We start from the raw sequence: 14,893 nt of genomic DNA, 5'->3' as shown, positions 1-14,893 counted from the left end.
GTGAACCGATGTCGAGCATCCATCCTGGCGGGCATTCTCGAACTCATGCCCAGCCCTCAACTGCTTGCCGGCCGCCGATCCATAGTCGGCAACGTCTACACCATCACCATGGTGTGCCGGAACCGCCATCGCGTTTTCGATAGCCCTGCCAATGCCGACCTTGCCATGCAGCTCCTCGGATCGATGGATCGGGAAGGCCTGACTGCATCGTTTGCCTGGGTGATCATGCCGGATCACATCCACTGGCTGGCTCAACTACGTGGCCATTCGCTGGGCTACTGCGTGCAGCGCTTCAAGGCGCGCAGCAGCTTTCCAATCAACCGGCGGCGAGGGAGCCAGGGTGCAATCTGGCAGGCGGGTTATCACGATCATGCGATCCGCAGTGACGCGTCGCTGCACAGGCACGCTTGCTACATTCTGGCAAATCCCGTTCGAGCCGGTCTTGCCGCGCAGATCGGTGACCATCCGTATGGATGGTGCCGCTGGCCGTTGAGCGAGCTTGAGTTGGCAGGCGAACGCGCATGGTGATGGAACCGACCGGGTAGAGTCGACCCGGTAGAGTCGACTGTTAGTCGACTGCCTTTCTCAATGCCGCCGAAGAGCCCGCACTGCGTGCGTTAATCGACTAACAGTCGACTCTACCAGTCGCCGCTACGCGCTAGGTGCCGGTACCCGCACCATCTTCGTCATCAAGTGTTCCACCACACCCGCAGGGTCCGCCGTGCGGCCCACATGCGTGCTCGACATCTGCACGATCGAGCTGCGCTTGGCGGTAAGGAAGTGGAAGCGGGCACGCGCGGGCAGTTGCGCGATCGGCCCGGCGCTGGCGTCGCCGCGGCAGATGGCCACGATCGCATCCAGCCATGGTTGCAGCGCCTCCTGGTCCAGCGCCGGCGCGAAGGCCTGCAGGCGCGCAGGATCGATCTCGATGGCCGCTTCCAGATGGCGCGCGCCAGGGCAGGAGACGATCACCCCGACGTTGATGAACTCCTCGCGTTCCACCCGCGGTACCACGCGGATGATCGCGTAGTCATACGTGTGCAGCGTGGGCACGGATGGCCTCCTGCACGAACACCGCACGCACTTTCAGGCGGTGCTTGAGATAATCGATGTAACCCTGGCGGTAGGCTTGGGGGCTGTCGAACGCCGGCTCGTTGACCAGCCAGCTGTCCGGCACCAGGCCGACGATGCGCTCGATCTCGGCATCAGTCAGGCGCGCGGCCAGCTCGGCATCCACCTCGGCGATGCGACTGGCGAACGACAGCAGCACATGGTCGCGGATCAGCACGAACGGCTTTTCGCACGCATCGCCGGCGTTGGCCCAGTCGTGATGGAAGTACATGGCCGCACCGTGATCGATCAGGTACAGCTTTCGATGCCACACCATCAGGTTCGGGTTGCGCGTGGTGCGATCGACATTGCTGGTGAACGCATCGAACCAGACGATGCGCGAGGCCAGGTCTGCATCCACCGGCATTGCCGCCGGATCGTAATTGATCGCACCGGGCAGGTAGTCCAGGCCCAGGTTCAGGCCTTCGCTGGCGCGGATCAGCTCCTGGATTTCCGGGTCGGGCTCGGTGCGGGCGAACTCGCGGTCCAGCTCGACGAACAGGATTTCCGGAATCGGCAGGCCCAGCGTGCGTGCCATCTCGCCGGCGATCAGCTCGGCGATCAACGCTTTCGGGCCCTGGCCGGCGCCACGAAACTTCAGCACGGCCATGCCGTCGTCGTCGGTCTCGACCACGGCCGGCAGGGAGCCACCTTCCCGCAAGGGCGTGATGTAGCGGAGGGCATGTACGGTGCGCATGCGTGCATTCTAGCGTGGGTGCAGGCGCAACCCTCTGACCGGCGAGGACCGATTTCGGCCTTCACCTGTCCCTTCCGCCTGCGATGGCAGCATCCTGCTACAGGAACCCTTGGGTTCATGGGCGTACTGGCACTCTCGATGCAGAGGCTCCAGGCTGGGTACCTGCTCGGCTGCCAGCGACGCGCACTGCGAAGCGGAAACCTCATCCACGATGTCCTGCAGGCTACGGAGGTGCACCGATGAGCGACGAATTCACTCCCATTCTGCCGACCTTGGACGATGCCAAGGCGGAAGAAATGATCGGCAAGGTCGTCCTGGTCGGGGTCACCCGCTATGGCGGCGACGGCCAGGTGAAGGGGCTGGAGCAGTACGCCGGCACGGTGTTGCGCATCAGCGCCGACGAGGGCGTGGTGCTGGCCGACGAGAATGATGGCCACGAGCGCTATCTGCCGCCGATGCTGGACCAGTACCAACCAGCCGAGCCCGGCGAGTACCGCATGCGCACCAGCGGCATGATCGTGGTCGATCCCGATTACCTGGCCACCTGGGACCTGCACGCGCAGCAGTAGTGCCAGGCCACGCCCGGCAGATGCCGGCCCGTTGCCGGCCTGCCGGGCTTGGCTCACTTTGCCCCATCCGGCCACTAGTCCTTCCGGCCCATTCACGACAACCCCTGCGGTGCTAGATTCGGGTCCATGCCCGATTCCGGGCGCCCATTCACACCCCAGGGGATAAGGATGCTCATCCGTCGAACCTCTCTGGCAGCGGCGGTTGCCGTTGCCACCGTCGGCCTGTTGGCCGCTGGCCCGGCGCTTGCCGATTACGCGAAGCCGCCGGAACACCTGCTCAAGGTGCTGAAGGCGCCGCCGCCGCCGGCGCCGAACGTGGCCCCGGGCGGCCAGCGCCTGCTGCTGACCACCGCGCAGACCTACCCGTCGATCAGCCGCGTCGCCCAGCCGTACCTGAAGCTGGCTGGCGTGCGCCTGGAGCCGAAGAACCGCAGCCGCCATGACACCCCAGGCGGCTACGGCATTCCGGCCTGCGTGGCCGACTTCACCCTGGTCGACATCGGCAGCGGCAAGGAAACCAAGGTCAACCTGCCGCAGGGCTGCGCCACCGGCGCGCTGTGGTCGGCCGATGGCAGCCATTTCGCCTTCCAGAATGCGGTTGATACCAGCGTGCAGCTGTGGGTGGGCGATGCGGCCACCGGGCAGGTGAAGCAGGTGCCGAATGTGCAGCTGAACCCGATCTTCGGCTACACCGTGCAGTGGCTGGGCGGCAGCCAGAACCTGCTGGTGAAACTCGTACCGGCCAACCAGGGCCCGGCACCGTCCAACGGCGGCGTACCGACCGGCCCGGATGCACAGGAGTCGCTGGGCAGCAGTGGCGAGAGCAGCACCTACGAAGCCCGCGACACGCTGACCAGCGTGCATGACGAGAAGCTGTTCGCTTATTACGGTGCCTCGCAGCTGGCCGTGGTCGATACCGCCGCCAACAGCGTGCGTCCGGTCGGGCAGCCGGCGCTGTTCAACGAAGTCAGCGCCGCACCCGATGGCGTGCACGTGCTGACCGAATCGATCAAGGCGCCGTACTCGCATGCGGTGACCTACCAGCGCTTCGCCAACGACGTGGCCGTGCTGGACATCGCCAGCGGCAAATCCACGCCGATTGCCAGCCTGCCGTTGGCCGACCGCGTGCCGGTGCATGGCGTGCCGGAAGGCCCGCGTGGCTTCGACTGGCGTGCCACCGATCCGGCCACCCTGGTCTATGCCGAGGCACTGGACAAGGGCGACTGGAAGGTCAACGTGCCGCACCGCGACCGCGTGCTGATGCTGAAGGCCCCGTTCAACGGCAAGCCGACCGAAATCACCCGTACCGCGCAGCGATTTGAGGGCTTCGCGTGGACCGCCGATCCGGCCGTGGCGTTCCAGTACGAGAACGACGAGAACCGCCACTGGATGCAGACCCGCATCGTCGATGTGGACCAGCCGAAGAAGGAAGGCCGCCTGCTGTGGGACATGTCCAGCGACGAGCTGTACGCCAACCCCGGCAACCTGGTCTTTACCCGCTTGCCGAATGGCGCGCAGGTGGTCCGCCGTGAGGGCAACCATGTGTTCCTCAGCGGCCGTGGCGCGTCGCCGCAGGGCGACCGTCCGTTCCTGGACCGCCTGGACCTGGGCACCCTGAAGAGCGAGCGCCTGTTCCGCAGCAGTGCCGACGCCTACGAACAGTTCCTCGGTTTCAGCAGCACGCCGGGGCGCTACCTGACCTGGCACCAGTCGGTGATCGATCCTCCGAACGCCTTCATCCGGCAGCAGGGTGAGGCAGTGGCTGATGCGAAGACCGGCGAGGCGCAGTTCGCGTCCACCGCGACCGCGCTGACCAAGCTGGTCGACCCGACCCCGGAAGTGCGCCAGATCAAGAAGCAGCTGGTGACCTACAAGCGTGCCGACGGCGTGGACCTGTCGTTCACCCTGTACACGCCGCCGGGCTACAAGGAAGGCCAGCGCGTACCGGCGATCCTGTATGCGTACCCGGCCGACTTCGCCAATGCCGCGCAGGCCGGCCAGGTGTCCGGTTCGCAGCAGACCTTCACCCGTCTGCAGCCGTACCGCCTGATGCTGCTGGCCGGCTACGCGATCATCGACAACGCCTCGTTCCCGATCGTCGGCGACCCGAAGAACGCGTACGACACTTATCTGGAGCAGCTGGAAGCCGATGCCAAGGCGGCGGTGGACAAGGCCGTGGACATGGGCGTGGTCGACCGCAACCGCATCGGCGTGACCGGCCACAGCCACGGTGGCCTGATGACCGCCAACCTGATCGCGCACACCAAGCTGTTCAAGGCCGGCGTGGCGACCAGTGGTTCGTACAACAAGACCTTCACCCCGTTCGGCTTCCAGAACGAACGCCGCTCGGTCTGGCAGGCGCAGGACGTGTACCTGAAGGCCTCGCCGTTCTTCTATGCCGACAAGATCAAGCTGCCGCTGCTGCTGGTCCACGGCGAGGACGACGCCAACCCGGGCACCGAGCCGTTCCAGTCGCGCAAGCTGTACCAGGCGATCCGCGGCAACGGCGGTATCACCCGCCTGGTGATGCTGCCGAACGAGCCGCACTGGTACACCGCGCTGGAGTCGAACGAGCAGCTGGTGTCGGAAATGCTGAACTGGTTCGACACCTACGTGAAGAACGCCAAGTGAAGGAACAGGAAGGCCACCTCCGGGTGGCCTTCCTGCATCCTGCTGTAGCGCCGAGCCCACGCTCGGCTGTAACCAGCCGCACGCGCTCTGCAATCAACTGTGGAGACTCGGTAACGACGTGTTACCGGCACATTCGCATGCCACGCAGATGGGCTAGGCTGACCCTGTGAGTTCGTCCCGGGTCGGTGCAATGAAAGCCATCGTTCTTGCTGCAACGTTGTCGTTGGTCCTGGTTTCAAACGCCCATGCCCAGTCGCTGCCCACCGAGCTGGCGCAGCTGGGGATCATCGCCGGCATGCCCTACGCCAAGGCCAAGCGCCTGCTGGATGCTGCGGGATGGCAGGTGAAGCCGGCGCAGGGCGCGCCGGAATCGCTGGAGGGCTTTCCGGAAGTGGGGTGCCAGAAGGGCGGGAAGCAGTGCGCGACGACCTTCGAGAAGGGTGAACAGCAGATTGCGGTGCGGCTGGGCACTACCCTGGCAGGGCAGCCGTTCGTGCAGAGCGCTGATTGAGCACCCGAGCTCACGCCAGTGGCAGGCGGTCCTGCGCATGCGCCAACCGGTCGTGCAGTTCGCGCACGTGCTCGGCCTTGGCATGGATGCGCGTGGTATCACCGAAACTGCGCAGGTAGGCGCACGCGGCGAAGCCGGCACTCTTCTTTTCGTACTCGGCAATCCAGGCCAGGCGATCCGGGTTGTTGGCCTGCTCGGCTGACCACGCGGCCACCGGCGGACGGATGCGGTACCTCAGGCCAACGCGCCACGGCTTTGGTGTCAGGCGCGCACGGAAGCAGTGCTGCAGCCGGCACATGCGCGCGTACAGGGTGTCGGCGCCCAGCGTTCTGAAGAACGCCTGCAGCTGCTCGTCTTCGGGCAGGAACGTGGCATGCATGGCCAGCACGCGCAATCCAGCCGGCGTGCGGTACGCACGCAGATGCCAGTCCGGATGCTGTTCGCTGAAGGCCGCGACCCGCTGCAGGGCCATGCCTTCGGCGCCACCGGCCGCGGCCAGGCGCCGCTTGCGCTGCATCAGCATCGCCGTGTTGACCAGCAGCACCGCTGCCACCCCCAGCACCAGTCCCACCAGCCAGTGCCAGAGCAGAGTGCCGATGATGGCGCCAGCGAACAGCAGCACTGCAGCGATGATTGCAGGCATCACGCAACCGGCAGGTGGCTGCACATGATCGATGTCGGCGAACAGCACGTCCGGGGTGTTCAGGCACAGCGCACCGTAGCTGTTGCGGGTGATGATGACGTCGCCGTCGCGCTGCACGATCTGCTCGCGGATCGGCACGCCCTCCACGCCGTAGTTGCTGCGCACTTCGCGTCGCGGCAGCGCCTGCCCGGCGAGGATGGCATTGAGGGCTTCGTTGGCGCGGCGATCGGCGTGCATCTGCGCCTCGGCAGGGCCTTCGTCGGACCAGCCGAAGCGGCGAACGACCACCGGCCGGCCACGGAAACGGGCCTGCAGGCGGGCTTCGGCCCAGTACGCGGGAACGATCATCATCGTGCGGTGCTCCATCTTCCATGGCAGGTGCCGAAGCGAGTCTGGCACAGCGCCGGTGCGCCCGCATCCGCCTGCTGCAGTGGGCCGGGCGGAGTGATAGATTGCGCGCTTCGCATGCACTCCACCAAGGACGGAGCGATGTTCATGATCCTGCGCGGCCTGTTGGCCCTGGCCTGTGCCGGGGCGGTAGGCGTGGCCACCGCAGCGGTACCGGCAGGGCCGCAGATCCTCACCGAGGATGTCAGCCGTTTCTATGCACTTTATGACAGCGCTGGCGGCAAGCCCAGCGTTGCGCAGCTGCGTGGATACCTGGCCGAGGGTTCGGCCGGCCTGGCCGAACTGGCCAAGGCGCGCCGGGTCACTCCCGAACGCATTGCCGAGTCCATCGCCAGCCAGCCCGAGCTGTATGCACAGGGACGAAACTGCCTGGCCGAACTGCCCGCGGTGAAGCAACGCCTGACGCAGGTGTTTTCCAACCTGCAGGCGATCTACCCGCAGACCCGGTTCCCGCCGGTGACCATCGCGGTGGGCCGCGGCCGGCCGGTCGGGCTGACCTCTAAAAGCGGCGTGATCATTGGTCTGGAAGCGCTGTGCGCGGCCGACTTCATGGATGCCAATGTGCAGGATCGCTTCGTGCACGTGATCGCACACGAATACGTGCACATCCAGCAGACCGGCCTGATCGACTTCGAGCCGGGTGACCCGCGTGCCACGGTGCTGCGCGTGTCGTTGGGCGAAGGCATCGCCGAATTCATCACCGAGCTGATTTCCGGCAACGTCGGCAATGGGCGTCACGCGGCCTGGACCCGTGGCCGGGAAGTGCATATCGAAAGCGCGTTCGCGCTGGATCTGGACAGCACCGATCTGTCGCCGTGGCTGTACAACTACAAGCCTGGCTCGCAGGAACCCTACGACCTGGGGTACTGGGTGGGTTACCGCATCGCCAAGGCCTATTACCTGCAGGCCAAGGAGAAGCGTGATGCGGTGCGTGCGCTGATCCAGCAGGACAACCCGAAAACGATCCTGGCCGCCAGCGGCTGGACGCCGGGCATGTGGATGCCGGCGAAAGTCACGGGTGTAGCGGCGCGTACGGCTGCACGCTGAGCACAGGGCAGGGCGTTAGACTGCGCAAGATGATTTCAGGAGTACCCGCATGCGTGGACCTGTTGAGCTTGCCGCTGCAACCGTCGTGACGTTGGGCCTCGCGTTGGCTTCTCCGCTGGGTGCCGCCGAAGTCGTCGCAGTCAATCCGCTGCTGCAGACGCCCATCGACCAGTTGCGCCCCGACGAGGTTCGTTTCATGCAGCAGCGCCTGGCCGATTTTCCGGAGTTGCAGCGCTATCGTGATGCCAACGCGCGACTGCCTGCGGCCGTGCCGGGCCAGCCGCGCGTGGTGTTCTTCGGCGACTCGATCACCGAAGGCTGGGGTGCGGAAGGCAGCGCTGGATTCTTCCCCGGCAAGGGCTGGCTCAACCGCGGCATCAGCGGCCAGACCACGGCGCAGATGCTGGTGCGCTTCCCGCAGGACGTGCTGGCACTGAAGCCACAGGTGGTGGTGATCCTGGCCGGCACCAACGACATTGCCGGCAACACCGGCCCGTCCACGCAGGCGATGATCGAAGACAACCTGCACGCGATGGTGGACCTGGCGCGTGCACATGGCATCGCCGTGGTGCTGGCATCGGTGCTGCCGGTCAGCGATTACCCGTGGCTGCCGGGCACGGCACCTGCGCCCAAGGTGCGCGCATTGAACACGGCATTGAAGCGCTATGCCGATGCGCAGCAGCTGGTCTATCTGGACTACTACACGCCGATGGTCAATGCCGCCGGAGGACTCGATCCGCAGCTGGCCGAGGATGGCGTGCATCCGACGGCGAAGGGCTATGCGGTGATGGCGCCGTTGGCCGAGGCAGCGGTCAAACGCGCGTTGGAGCATGGAAACTGATCACCAGCGGATCGGCTATGCCGATCGGGTGCGACATCCAACTGCAGCGCGGGCCGCCAGCGTCGCGGGGGAAATCACCCCATGCAGATAGCCGCTATCTGAAGCTCAGGCGTCGTCCTGCTTCAACGCCGCATCGGCCGCCAGCAGCGCCTCGGCGGCTGCACTGAGCGGCGGCGACGGCGGGGCAACCACGCCGATCGCTTCCATCATCCTCGGCATGCTCAGGAACTGGCGCGCGCGACGGTCGTAGATGCCGGTGACCAGCAGCGCACGGGTGGCGATCTTCTGCTCGGGCCCGATCAGCACGCGCTGCTCCATGATGCCGCGCGAGCCGATCCAGCCGACCAGGCGTGTTTCCAGGGTGAAGCGCTGGAACGGCTTCAGTTCGCGGCGGAACTGGATGGTGCCGGCGCCGACGATCGGTGCCCACTTCTCGCGCAGCGCCACCCGGCCCAGGCCCATGCGCAGGATCAGGTCCAGCCGGCCCAGATCGAAGATGTTCCAGTAGCGGCCGTTGGTCATGTGCAGGTTGCTGTCCAGGTCGTTGGGCAGTACCCGGAACTGCAGCCGCGAGACCCCGAACGGCGCCTCCAGCTTCGGCCGGAACAGGCTGCACAGCAGCAGGTGGAGCAGGCGGAACCAGAGATTCATGGTTATGACGACTGTTATAGAATCGCCGATACGCTAATTTATGACGACCGTCCTGGCAAGGAGCCTGCCGTGAGCCCGCGCCCCTCTGATGCGCCACAACGCGTGATTGATGCTGCGGCACAGATGCTGGCGCGCGTGGGTCTCAATGCCACCAGCATCCGTGAGGTGACCAAGCTGGCCGAGGCGCCGCTGGGTTCCACCTATCACCACTTTCCCGGCGGCAAGCAGGAGCTGCTGGCGCGCGCCACCCACATGGCTGGTGACAAGGTGGAGGCGCTCCTCGTTGAGTTGTTGAAGGTTGGGGCCGTGCAGGGTCTGCAGCAGTTCCTGGCGATGTGGCGCGAGCGCTTGCTGCGTTCCGGGTTCCGCGCGGGTTGTCCGGTGCTGGCCGCTGCCGTCGAAGAGCCGGTCGAGGCGGTTACCAGCCAACCGCGCGTGGCCGCCGCAGAGGTGTTCGTGCGCTGGCAGGGGCATCTGGCCGCAGCCTTCATTGCCGACGGCCACGAACCTGCGGCGGCGGATGAACTGGCCAGCCTGGTGATCGCCAGCGTGGAAGGCGCCGTGGCGATGTGCCGCGCACTGCAGGACATCGCCCCGTTCGACCAGGTGGCCGCGCAGTTGCTGAAGGCCGCCACGCGGCCTTGATCGGCCGGTGCAGGCAGGCCAGACTCGCCAGCAGCCCACGACTGGATGCCGCCATGGACGAACCGCATCGCCGCCAGGTGATCGAGCACTACCTGCAGGCCTACAACCGCTTCGATATCGACGCCATGCTGGCAGTGCTGGCGCACAACGTACGTTTCGAGAATCACAGTGGCGGCCAGTTGACGATGGTCACTGAAGGCATCGATGCCTTTGGCGAACTGGCACGCCACTCTGCGTCGCTGTTCCGCGAGCGCGAACAGCGCTTGCTGGCGCTGGAGTTCGATGGCGACCAGGCGATGGCGACGATTGGCTGGCGCGGCGTGTTCGCGCAGGATGTTCCCGATGGGCCGCGCGCGGGCACCGAGCTGGAACTGCAGGGCCAGAGCGAGTTCGTGTTCGCGGGTGGCCGCATCGAACGGATCATTGATCGCAGCTGAGGATCGGCCGCTTGGAACCGCCGTCTGGACAGCGGACCCGCTCGCGGTAGAATCCGCCCAACACCGCCTACGCGTGCCCGGCAAGGATGTCCGCATGCAGCATCAGGTTCCCGAGGTCCCTGGCCGCGATGCCTCCCGCTTCCTGGCGGCGGCATGAAGCGCTCGCGCCAATTTTCACGCAGTCCGCTGCATTGCCGATGAACCGCGGCAGCGAAGTCGTGCGTGCGCGCCGGCACTTGCAGCAGCGCGGTTGGCCACGCCTGGCCCTCTTCGCGGTTTTCGTTCCTCCCCGGCCCTGCGCTATGATCGGCTCAGGGGACCCGGAACGTGGCCCGGCTTCAACCAACCCTGACAAGGACATGCGCATGGATGTCGCTGCACGCAGGAACAGGACGTTGTTTCGTTGGATCATGGTGACGCTGCTGGCGGTACTGATGCCGTTTGCAGCGCTGGCGCAGCCCGCAGCCCGGCAGGCCGATGGCGCCGAAGCCGCCACTGCCGCGGAAGAGACGCGATGCCGCGCCTGCAGCTATGAGCGTATCGGGCACAAGGTCGATATCGGGCTGGTTGCACTGGTGTCGCTGCTGGTGGTGGGCCTGCTGGTAGCGGCGTCCCGCGAGTGGGGCACCACCTCGCAGCGATGGACCTGCCGCACGCTGGCTCTGTTGCTGGTGGGTGTCGGTGTGGCATTGCTGTGGTGGGCTGGCAGCGTCGTCTACCTGGGCTACAACCCGTGGCAGGAAATGGCCGCCCCCGTCGATGGTTCGCTTACCTCGACACTGCTCAACACCTCACCGAAGTGGCTGGCGGCGCTGGCGTTGATTGGTTTCGCACCTTCCATCTGGAAGCGCAGCGAGCGCCTGCCGGCCTGGCGTATCGGCTGATCCTGGAACGACGGCGCCGGATCACACCCGGCGCCGCCTGCGGTCATCAGTCAAACCGCAAACGCACACCAGTGTAGATGCCACGGCCTTCGCCCGGCGTCGAGCGGGCAATATCCCTGCCTGCGTCGTCGTAGCCCGGCGTGACCGTGGCGGCGTAGTGGCGGTTGCCGAGGTTGCGCATCTCCGCCCAGGCCTGCCAGCGGCCACCGGGTGCGTCGTAGCCGATGCGGCTGCCGAAGATCACGTGGCTGTCGGCCCAGTAGCTGTTGGCGTAGTCCACGGCGATGCGCGAGGCGTATTCGGTATTGAGCGCGGCGTACAGGCCGGATGCATGATCGAAGCGCAGCTCGGCCTGGTAGGCGTGGCGCGGCAGGCCGGGCAGGCGGTTGCTGCCGAAACGCGCGTCGTGGCGATAGCGGAAATCGCTGAAGGTATACGCCTGGCGCAGCGACAGGCGGCCCGGTGCAGCCTGCCACAGCGTGCTGTCCAATCCGGCCTCGATGCCGCGGTGAACGGTGGGGCTGGCGTTGTTCTCGGCGATGAACAGGTTCGGCACCGGTTGCAGTTCGACGCTCAGCAGTTCGTGGTTCACGTGTGCGTAGTAGCCGGTCAGTTCCCAGCGGCCCAGCGCCGCGTCACCGCGCGCGCCCAGTTCCAGCGTGGTGGCGGTCTGGTTCCGCATCGGCACCGGCGCGCGCTGGCGGCCGCTGGACGGGCCATTGCCTGGCCCGAAGTACTGGTTCGAGCCCCAGATCATCGACCATGGATGTGGCGCCTCCACCGAGCGGCTGAGGTTGCCGAACCACTGGGTCTGGGCGCTGTGCTGCCAAGTGAAGCCCAGTCGCGGCGCGTAGTCCCAGTCGTGGTCGCGAAGGCGGCCGCCGCTGCTCGGCCAGGTCACCTGCACATCGCGACGGGTGTTGATCAGTGCCAGCCCGGTCTGCATGCGCAGGCGGTCATTGAAGGTGAGGGTATTGCTGGCGTGCAGCGTGCTGTCGGTGCCGTGGTGGCGGAAGTCACGCGTGCGCGTACCGGCGGCATAGCCGTTGCTGGCAAAGCGCAGAGACTCGCGCACATCGGCGTCCAGATCGTGGGTGACGCGCAGGCCGACCGTGGTCTCGCTGTCCAGGCCGAACAGCCGGTGGCGGCGGCGGTAGTCCAGCGTGGCGTTGAGGTTGGCGTAGTCCAGCTGCTGCCGGTACAGGCTCTCGTTCAAGTCCATCGGGTACTTGTGATAGACCAGCCCGGCCTGCAACGAGGAGTCCTCATCGATCTGCAGCGTGGTGACGTTGCCCACCCAGGTGCTGCCCGGCTGCGGGCGACGCGCATCGATGGCCAGGTTGGCCGCATTCGCGGCACGCGGATCGTTACGGATCTGGTCGCGGGTCAGGCGGCCGGGCGTTTCATGATTGGTTTCGCGATAGCGCACGAAGAAGCGCGTCTGCAGGTCGGGCGTGATCTGCCAGCCGATGTTGGCCATCGCACCCTTGCCGTCGCCGCGCGAATGACGCTGGTAACCGTCGAACTCGGTATCGGTGTAGGCCAGGAAGTAGTCGACATCACCACTGACGCCGCCCCAGCTGATGCCGCGCTTCTGGTAGCCACGGCTGCCGGCTTCGTAGTGCAGCTGCACGCCCGCCGAATCACGACCGCTGCGGCTGACGTAGTCGATGGCACCACCCAGCGCCAACGCACCGCGCTCGAAGCCGTTGGCGCCGCGCAGGACTTCCACGCGCGACAGCCACAGCGGTTCCAGCAGCTCGTAGGGCGTGCCGCCCGGGCCGGTCAGTGGCAGGCCGTCGATCGACACCGCAATACCCGAGGCGTGCGCGCCCGGGCCCCGGTTGATGCCCGAGCCACGGATCGAGATCTTGGTGCCCTCATTACCCGGCGACTGCGCGCTGATACCCGGCTGGTAGGCCAGCACATCGGCGCTGGTGGACAGTCGGCTGTCGGCCTTGGCCACGTCGATCAGGTTGCTGGCGCCGGGCACGCGCTTCAGCGCCTCGCGCGCCTGCGCGCTGGCATCGGCGGCAGCGGTGACCTGCACGGCATCCAGCGTGGTGGCCTGTGGGGCCGCAGCGGCGGTGGAAGAGAGGCCGAGGGAAACGGCCAGGAACAGCAGCGAAGGGGTGGGGCGGTACGACGAGAGCGACATGCGGGAATGCTGTAAACCGCAAAAGTGGAGCGCAAGTTAACAGGTCGGCGGCGTCACGTCACCCACCGGCGGCGTATGGCCGCCCGCAACATCCATGTAGAGCCGAGTCCATGCTCGGCTATCGCGCGCAGCGGGGGTCTCCTGAGATCGCAACGAAGAGCAGCCGAGCATGGGCTCGGCTCTGCAGCAGGGTTTAGGGCGAGGGCTTCGCCAGCGCCTTGGCCTTCGCGTACAGCCGATCAGCCGCTTCCCTATCGCCCAATGCCGCATGGCACTCGGCCAGGCTGTCCCACGCGTTGGCCGAATCCGGATACAGCTCGGCGTTGAGCGCGAACACTTTCAGTGCCTTGCTGGCACCCAGACTCTCGCGGATGGCATAGCCATCGGCATTGATCGCACGTTCCAGTTCATCGGTGGGAACGCCATTGCTGTTGCGCAGCCAGCTACGCATCCGCGGTTTCGCATCGGTGCTGTCATCCACCGCATAGCCGATCAGCCGCTCGGACAGCACAGCGTGCGGAAACTCCCCGGGCGCAACCACCGCCATCGTGCTCTCCACCAGCGTGCTGGACCAGACATTGCGGGCGCTGCCGTTGGTCAGGTACACGAACACCCAGTAGCCGTTGGCCGGCGTGCCCTTGTAGGCCAATCGCGCACGTACACGGGTGCCACCATCGTGACCTACCTGGGTGTAGCCGTCGCTTCGGGTGGTGTCCCAACCGGTGGAGAAGAAATTGCTGCCGCCACCGCTCAGTTTCTGCGGCTGCCAGAGCTTTTCCAGGGTCTCCGTACGCACCAGCGTGCCGGTCGCCAGCGCCTGCAGGAAGCGGTTCATGTCGCCCACGGTGGTCTGCAGATCGGCATGGCCCCAGCCGTAGTCCGGCCAGGGATCTTCATTGGCAGGCTGCAGTTGGCCATCCGTGCCGATGTACGGCACCGCCGCGCGCCGGACCGGCACGCTGGCAACGCCCCACGAGGTGCTGGCCATCTTCAATGGCTGCAGGATGCGTTCGCGAGCGATGGCCGGGTAGGGCTTGCGGTAGTGCGCTTGCAGCAACGCCGTCAGCACCAGGTAGTTGGCCTGGGTGTACTGCACGCGGCTGCCGGTGGCGAACTGCATCGGTGTCGCGCCGGCTACCTTCAGTGCAGCGCCAAGGACAGGGGCTACACCAGGGTAGCCCTTGCTGACCCAACGGTTGTCGACACGATCGTAGTACTCGCCGATACCAGAGCTGTGGTTGAGGAAATCGCGCACGTGGATTGCCTGCCATGCTGCAGGCAGGTCCGGCACATAGCGGCTGGCCGGTGCATCCAGATCCACCTTGCCCTGGTCGACCAATTGCATCACCAGCGTGCTGGTCAGCAGCTTGGCCATCGACTGGGCGGCGAAGATCGTATCGACAGTGGCAGGCGCATGGGCAGCGGGATCACGTTCACCGCTGGCGCCCTGGTACAGCACCTGGCCGTTGTGGGCGACCAGTACCGCCTGGCCGGCGATGCCGTAGCGCTCGCGGTTGGTCTGCAGCTGGGTGCTGAGCTGCTTGGAAAGATCGCCGGTAGTTTCAAGCGCCGAAACGGGTGGGATCGCAAACAGCGTGCAGAGCAATGCAACGGCCAGGGTGCGGTACATCGCGGTGATCCATCAGCGGTGATGGCGCATG

At 66.1% G+C, this 14,893-nt stretch carries 15 protein-coding genes; 9 read left to right on the top strand and 6 right to left on the bottom strand.

The window, feature by feature from the left end:
• Nucleotides 1-45: 45 nt before the first annotated feature.
• Nucleotides 46-528 (top strand): REP-associated tyrosine transposase, encoded by a 483-nt coding sequence (locus AC5P8Y_RS00425; RefSeq protein WP_049453822.1) that lies wholly within the window; start codon nucleotides 46-48, stop codon nucleotides 526-528.
• Between the two features lie 123 nt (nucleotides 529-651).
• Here the strand turns inward: AC5P8Y_RS00425 and AC5P8Y_RS00420 are convergent, their stop codons facing one another.
• Together AC5P8Y_RS00420 and AC5P8Y_RS00415 are read right to left on the bottom strand one after the other, a co-directional pair.
• Complete coding sequence (locus AC5P8Y_RS00420; RefSeq protein WP_049403103.1) at nucleotides 652-1,053, bottom strand: DUF3037 domain-containing protein; 402 nt, start codon at nucleotides 1,051-1,053, stop codon at nucleotides 652-654.
• Entirely contained in the window at nucleotides 1,031-1,807 is a 777-nt protein-coding gene (locus AC5P8Y_RS00415; RefSeq protein ID WP_021202746.1) for a HipA family kinase, read from the bottom strand. The genes AC5P8Y_RS00420 and AC5P8Y_RS00415 overlap by 23 nt, the downstream gene beginning before the upstream one ends.
• A 239-nt stretch (nucleotides 1,808-2,046) precedes the next feature.
• On the opposite strand from AC5P8Y_RS00415, the gene AC5P8Y_RS00410 reads away from it, so the two are divergent.
• From AC5P8Y_RS00410 to AC5P8Y_RS00400, 3 genes are all read left to right on the top strand, one after another.
• The gene (locus tag AC5P8Y_RS00410; RefSeq protein ID WP_005413891.1) at nucleotides 2,047-2,376 is read left to right on the top strand and encodes a hypothetical protein; all 330 of its coding nucleotides are present in this window, start codon (nucleotides 2,047-2,049) and stop codon (nucleotides 2,374-2,376) included.
• A 168-nt stretch (nucleotides 2,377-2,544) separates the two neighbouring features.
• Complete coding sequence (locus tag AC5P8Y_RS00405) at nucleotides 2,545-5,007, top strand: S9 family peptidase (protein ID WP_111188239.1); 2,463 nt, start codon at nucleotides 2,545-2,547, stop codon at nucleotides 5,005-5,007.
• Between the two features lie 190 nt (nucleotides 5,008-5,197).
• On the top strand, nucleotides 5,198-5,518 hold the full coding sequence (locus tag AC5P8Y_RS00400) for a hypothetical protein (RefSeq protein ID WP_005410210.1): 321 nt from the start codon (nucleotides 5,198-5,200) through the stop codon (nucleotides 5,516-5,518).
• Between the two features lie 10 nt (nucleotides 5,519-5,528).
• On the opposite strand, the gene AC5P8Y_RS00395 is transcribed toward AC5P8Y_RS00400, so the two are convergent.
• Nucleotides 5,529-6,512, bottom strand: a complete 984-nt coding sequence (locus AC5P8Y_RS00395; RefSeq protein WP_111188252.1) for a hypothetical protein — start codon at nucleotides 6,510-6,512, stop codon at nucleotides 5,529-5,531.
• A 138-nt stretch (nucleotides 6,513-6,650) separates the two neighbouring features.
• Between AC5P8Y_RS00395 and AC5P8Y_RS00390 the strand changes: the two genes are divergently transcribed.
• Together AC5P8Y_RS00390 and AC5P8Y_RS00385 are read left to right on the top strand one after the other, a co-directional pair.
• A complete protein-coding gene (locus tag AC5P8Y_RS00390; protein WP_111188238.1) occupies nucleotides 6,651-7,616 on the top strand; it encodes a DUF2268 domain-containing putative Zn-dependent protease in 966 nt (321 codons plus the stop codon).
• Between the two features lie 49 nt (nucleotides 7,617-7,665).
• Complete coding sequence (locus tag AC5P8Y_RS00385) at nucleotides 7,666-8,457, top strand: SGNH/GDSL hydrolase family protein (RefSeq protein ID WP_111188237.1); 792 nt, start codon at nucleotides 7,666-7,668, stop codon at nucleotides 8,455-8,457.
• Between the two features lie 105 nt (nucleotides 8,458-8,562).
• Here AC5P8Y_RS00385 and AC5P8Y_RS00380 read toward each other — a convergent pair whose 3' ends face one another.
• Entirely contained in the window at nucleotides 8,563-9,108 is a 546-nt protein-coding gene (locus AC5P8Y_RS00380) for a thioesterase family protein (RefSeq protein WP_049403099.1), read from the bottom strand.
• A gap of 69 nt (nucleotides 9,109-9,177) precedes the next feature.
• Between AC5P8Y_RS00380 and AC5P8Y_RS00375 the strand changes: the two genes are divergently transcribed.
• The 3 genes from AC5P8Y_RS00375 (at nucleotide 9,178) to AC5P8Y_RS00365 (ending at nucleotide 11,074) form a co-directional block, all read left to right on the top strand.
• Entirely contained in the window at nucleotides 9,178-9,753 is a 576-nt protein-coding gene (locus tag AC5P8Y_RS00375) for a TetR/AcrR family transcriptional regulator (protein WP_049403098.1), read from the top strand.
• A gap of 53 nt (nucleotides 9,754-9,806) precedes the next feature.
• Nucleotides 9,807-10,190 (top strand): nuclear transport factor 2 family protein, encoded by a 384-nt coding sequence (locus AC5P8Y_RS00370; protein WP_049403097.1) that lies wholly within the window; start codon nucleotides 9,807-9,809, stop codon nucleotides 10,188-10,190.
• 365 nt (nucleotides 10,191-10,555) lie between these two features.
• Complete coding sequence (locus tag AC5P8Y_RS00365; protein WP_111188251.1) at nucleotides 10,556-11,074, top strand: hypothetical protein; 519 nt, start codon at nucleotides 10,556-10,558, stop codon at nucleotides 11,072-11,074.
• A 46-nt stretch (nucleotides 11,075-11,120) separates the two neighbouring features.
• Here the strand turns inward: AC5P8Y_RS00365 and AC5P8Y_RS00360 are convergent, their stop codons facing one another.
• Together AC5P8Y_RS00360 and AC5P8Y_RS00355 are read right to left on the bottom strand one after the other, a co-directional pair.
• Nucleotides 11,121-13,232, bottom strand: coding sequence for a TonB-dependent receptor family protein (locus tag AC5P8Y_RS00360; RefSeq protein ID WP_111172487.1), 2,112 nt, complete (start codon nucleotides 13,230-13,232; stop codon nucleotides 11,121-11,123).
• A gap of 193 nt (nucleotides 13,233-13,425) precedes the next feature.
• Entirely contained in the window at nucleotides 13,426-14,862 is a 1,437-nt protein-coding gene (locus AC5P8Y_RS00355; protein ID WP_111188236.1) for a serine hydrolase domain-containing protein, read from the bottom strand.
• Nucleotides 14,863-14,893 lie beyond the last annotated feature (31 nt).

Source organism: Stenotrophomonas sp. YJH_SMC_12-1, assembly GCF_059370935.1.
This window is presented reverse-complemented; position numbering and strand designations above follow the sequence as displayed.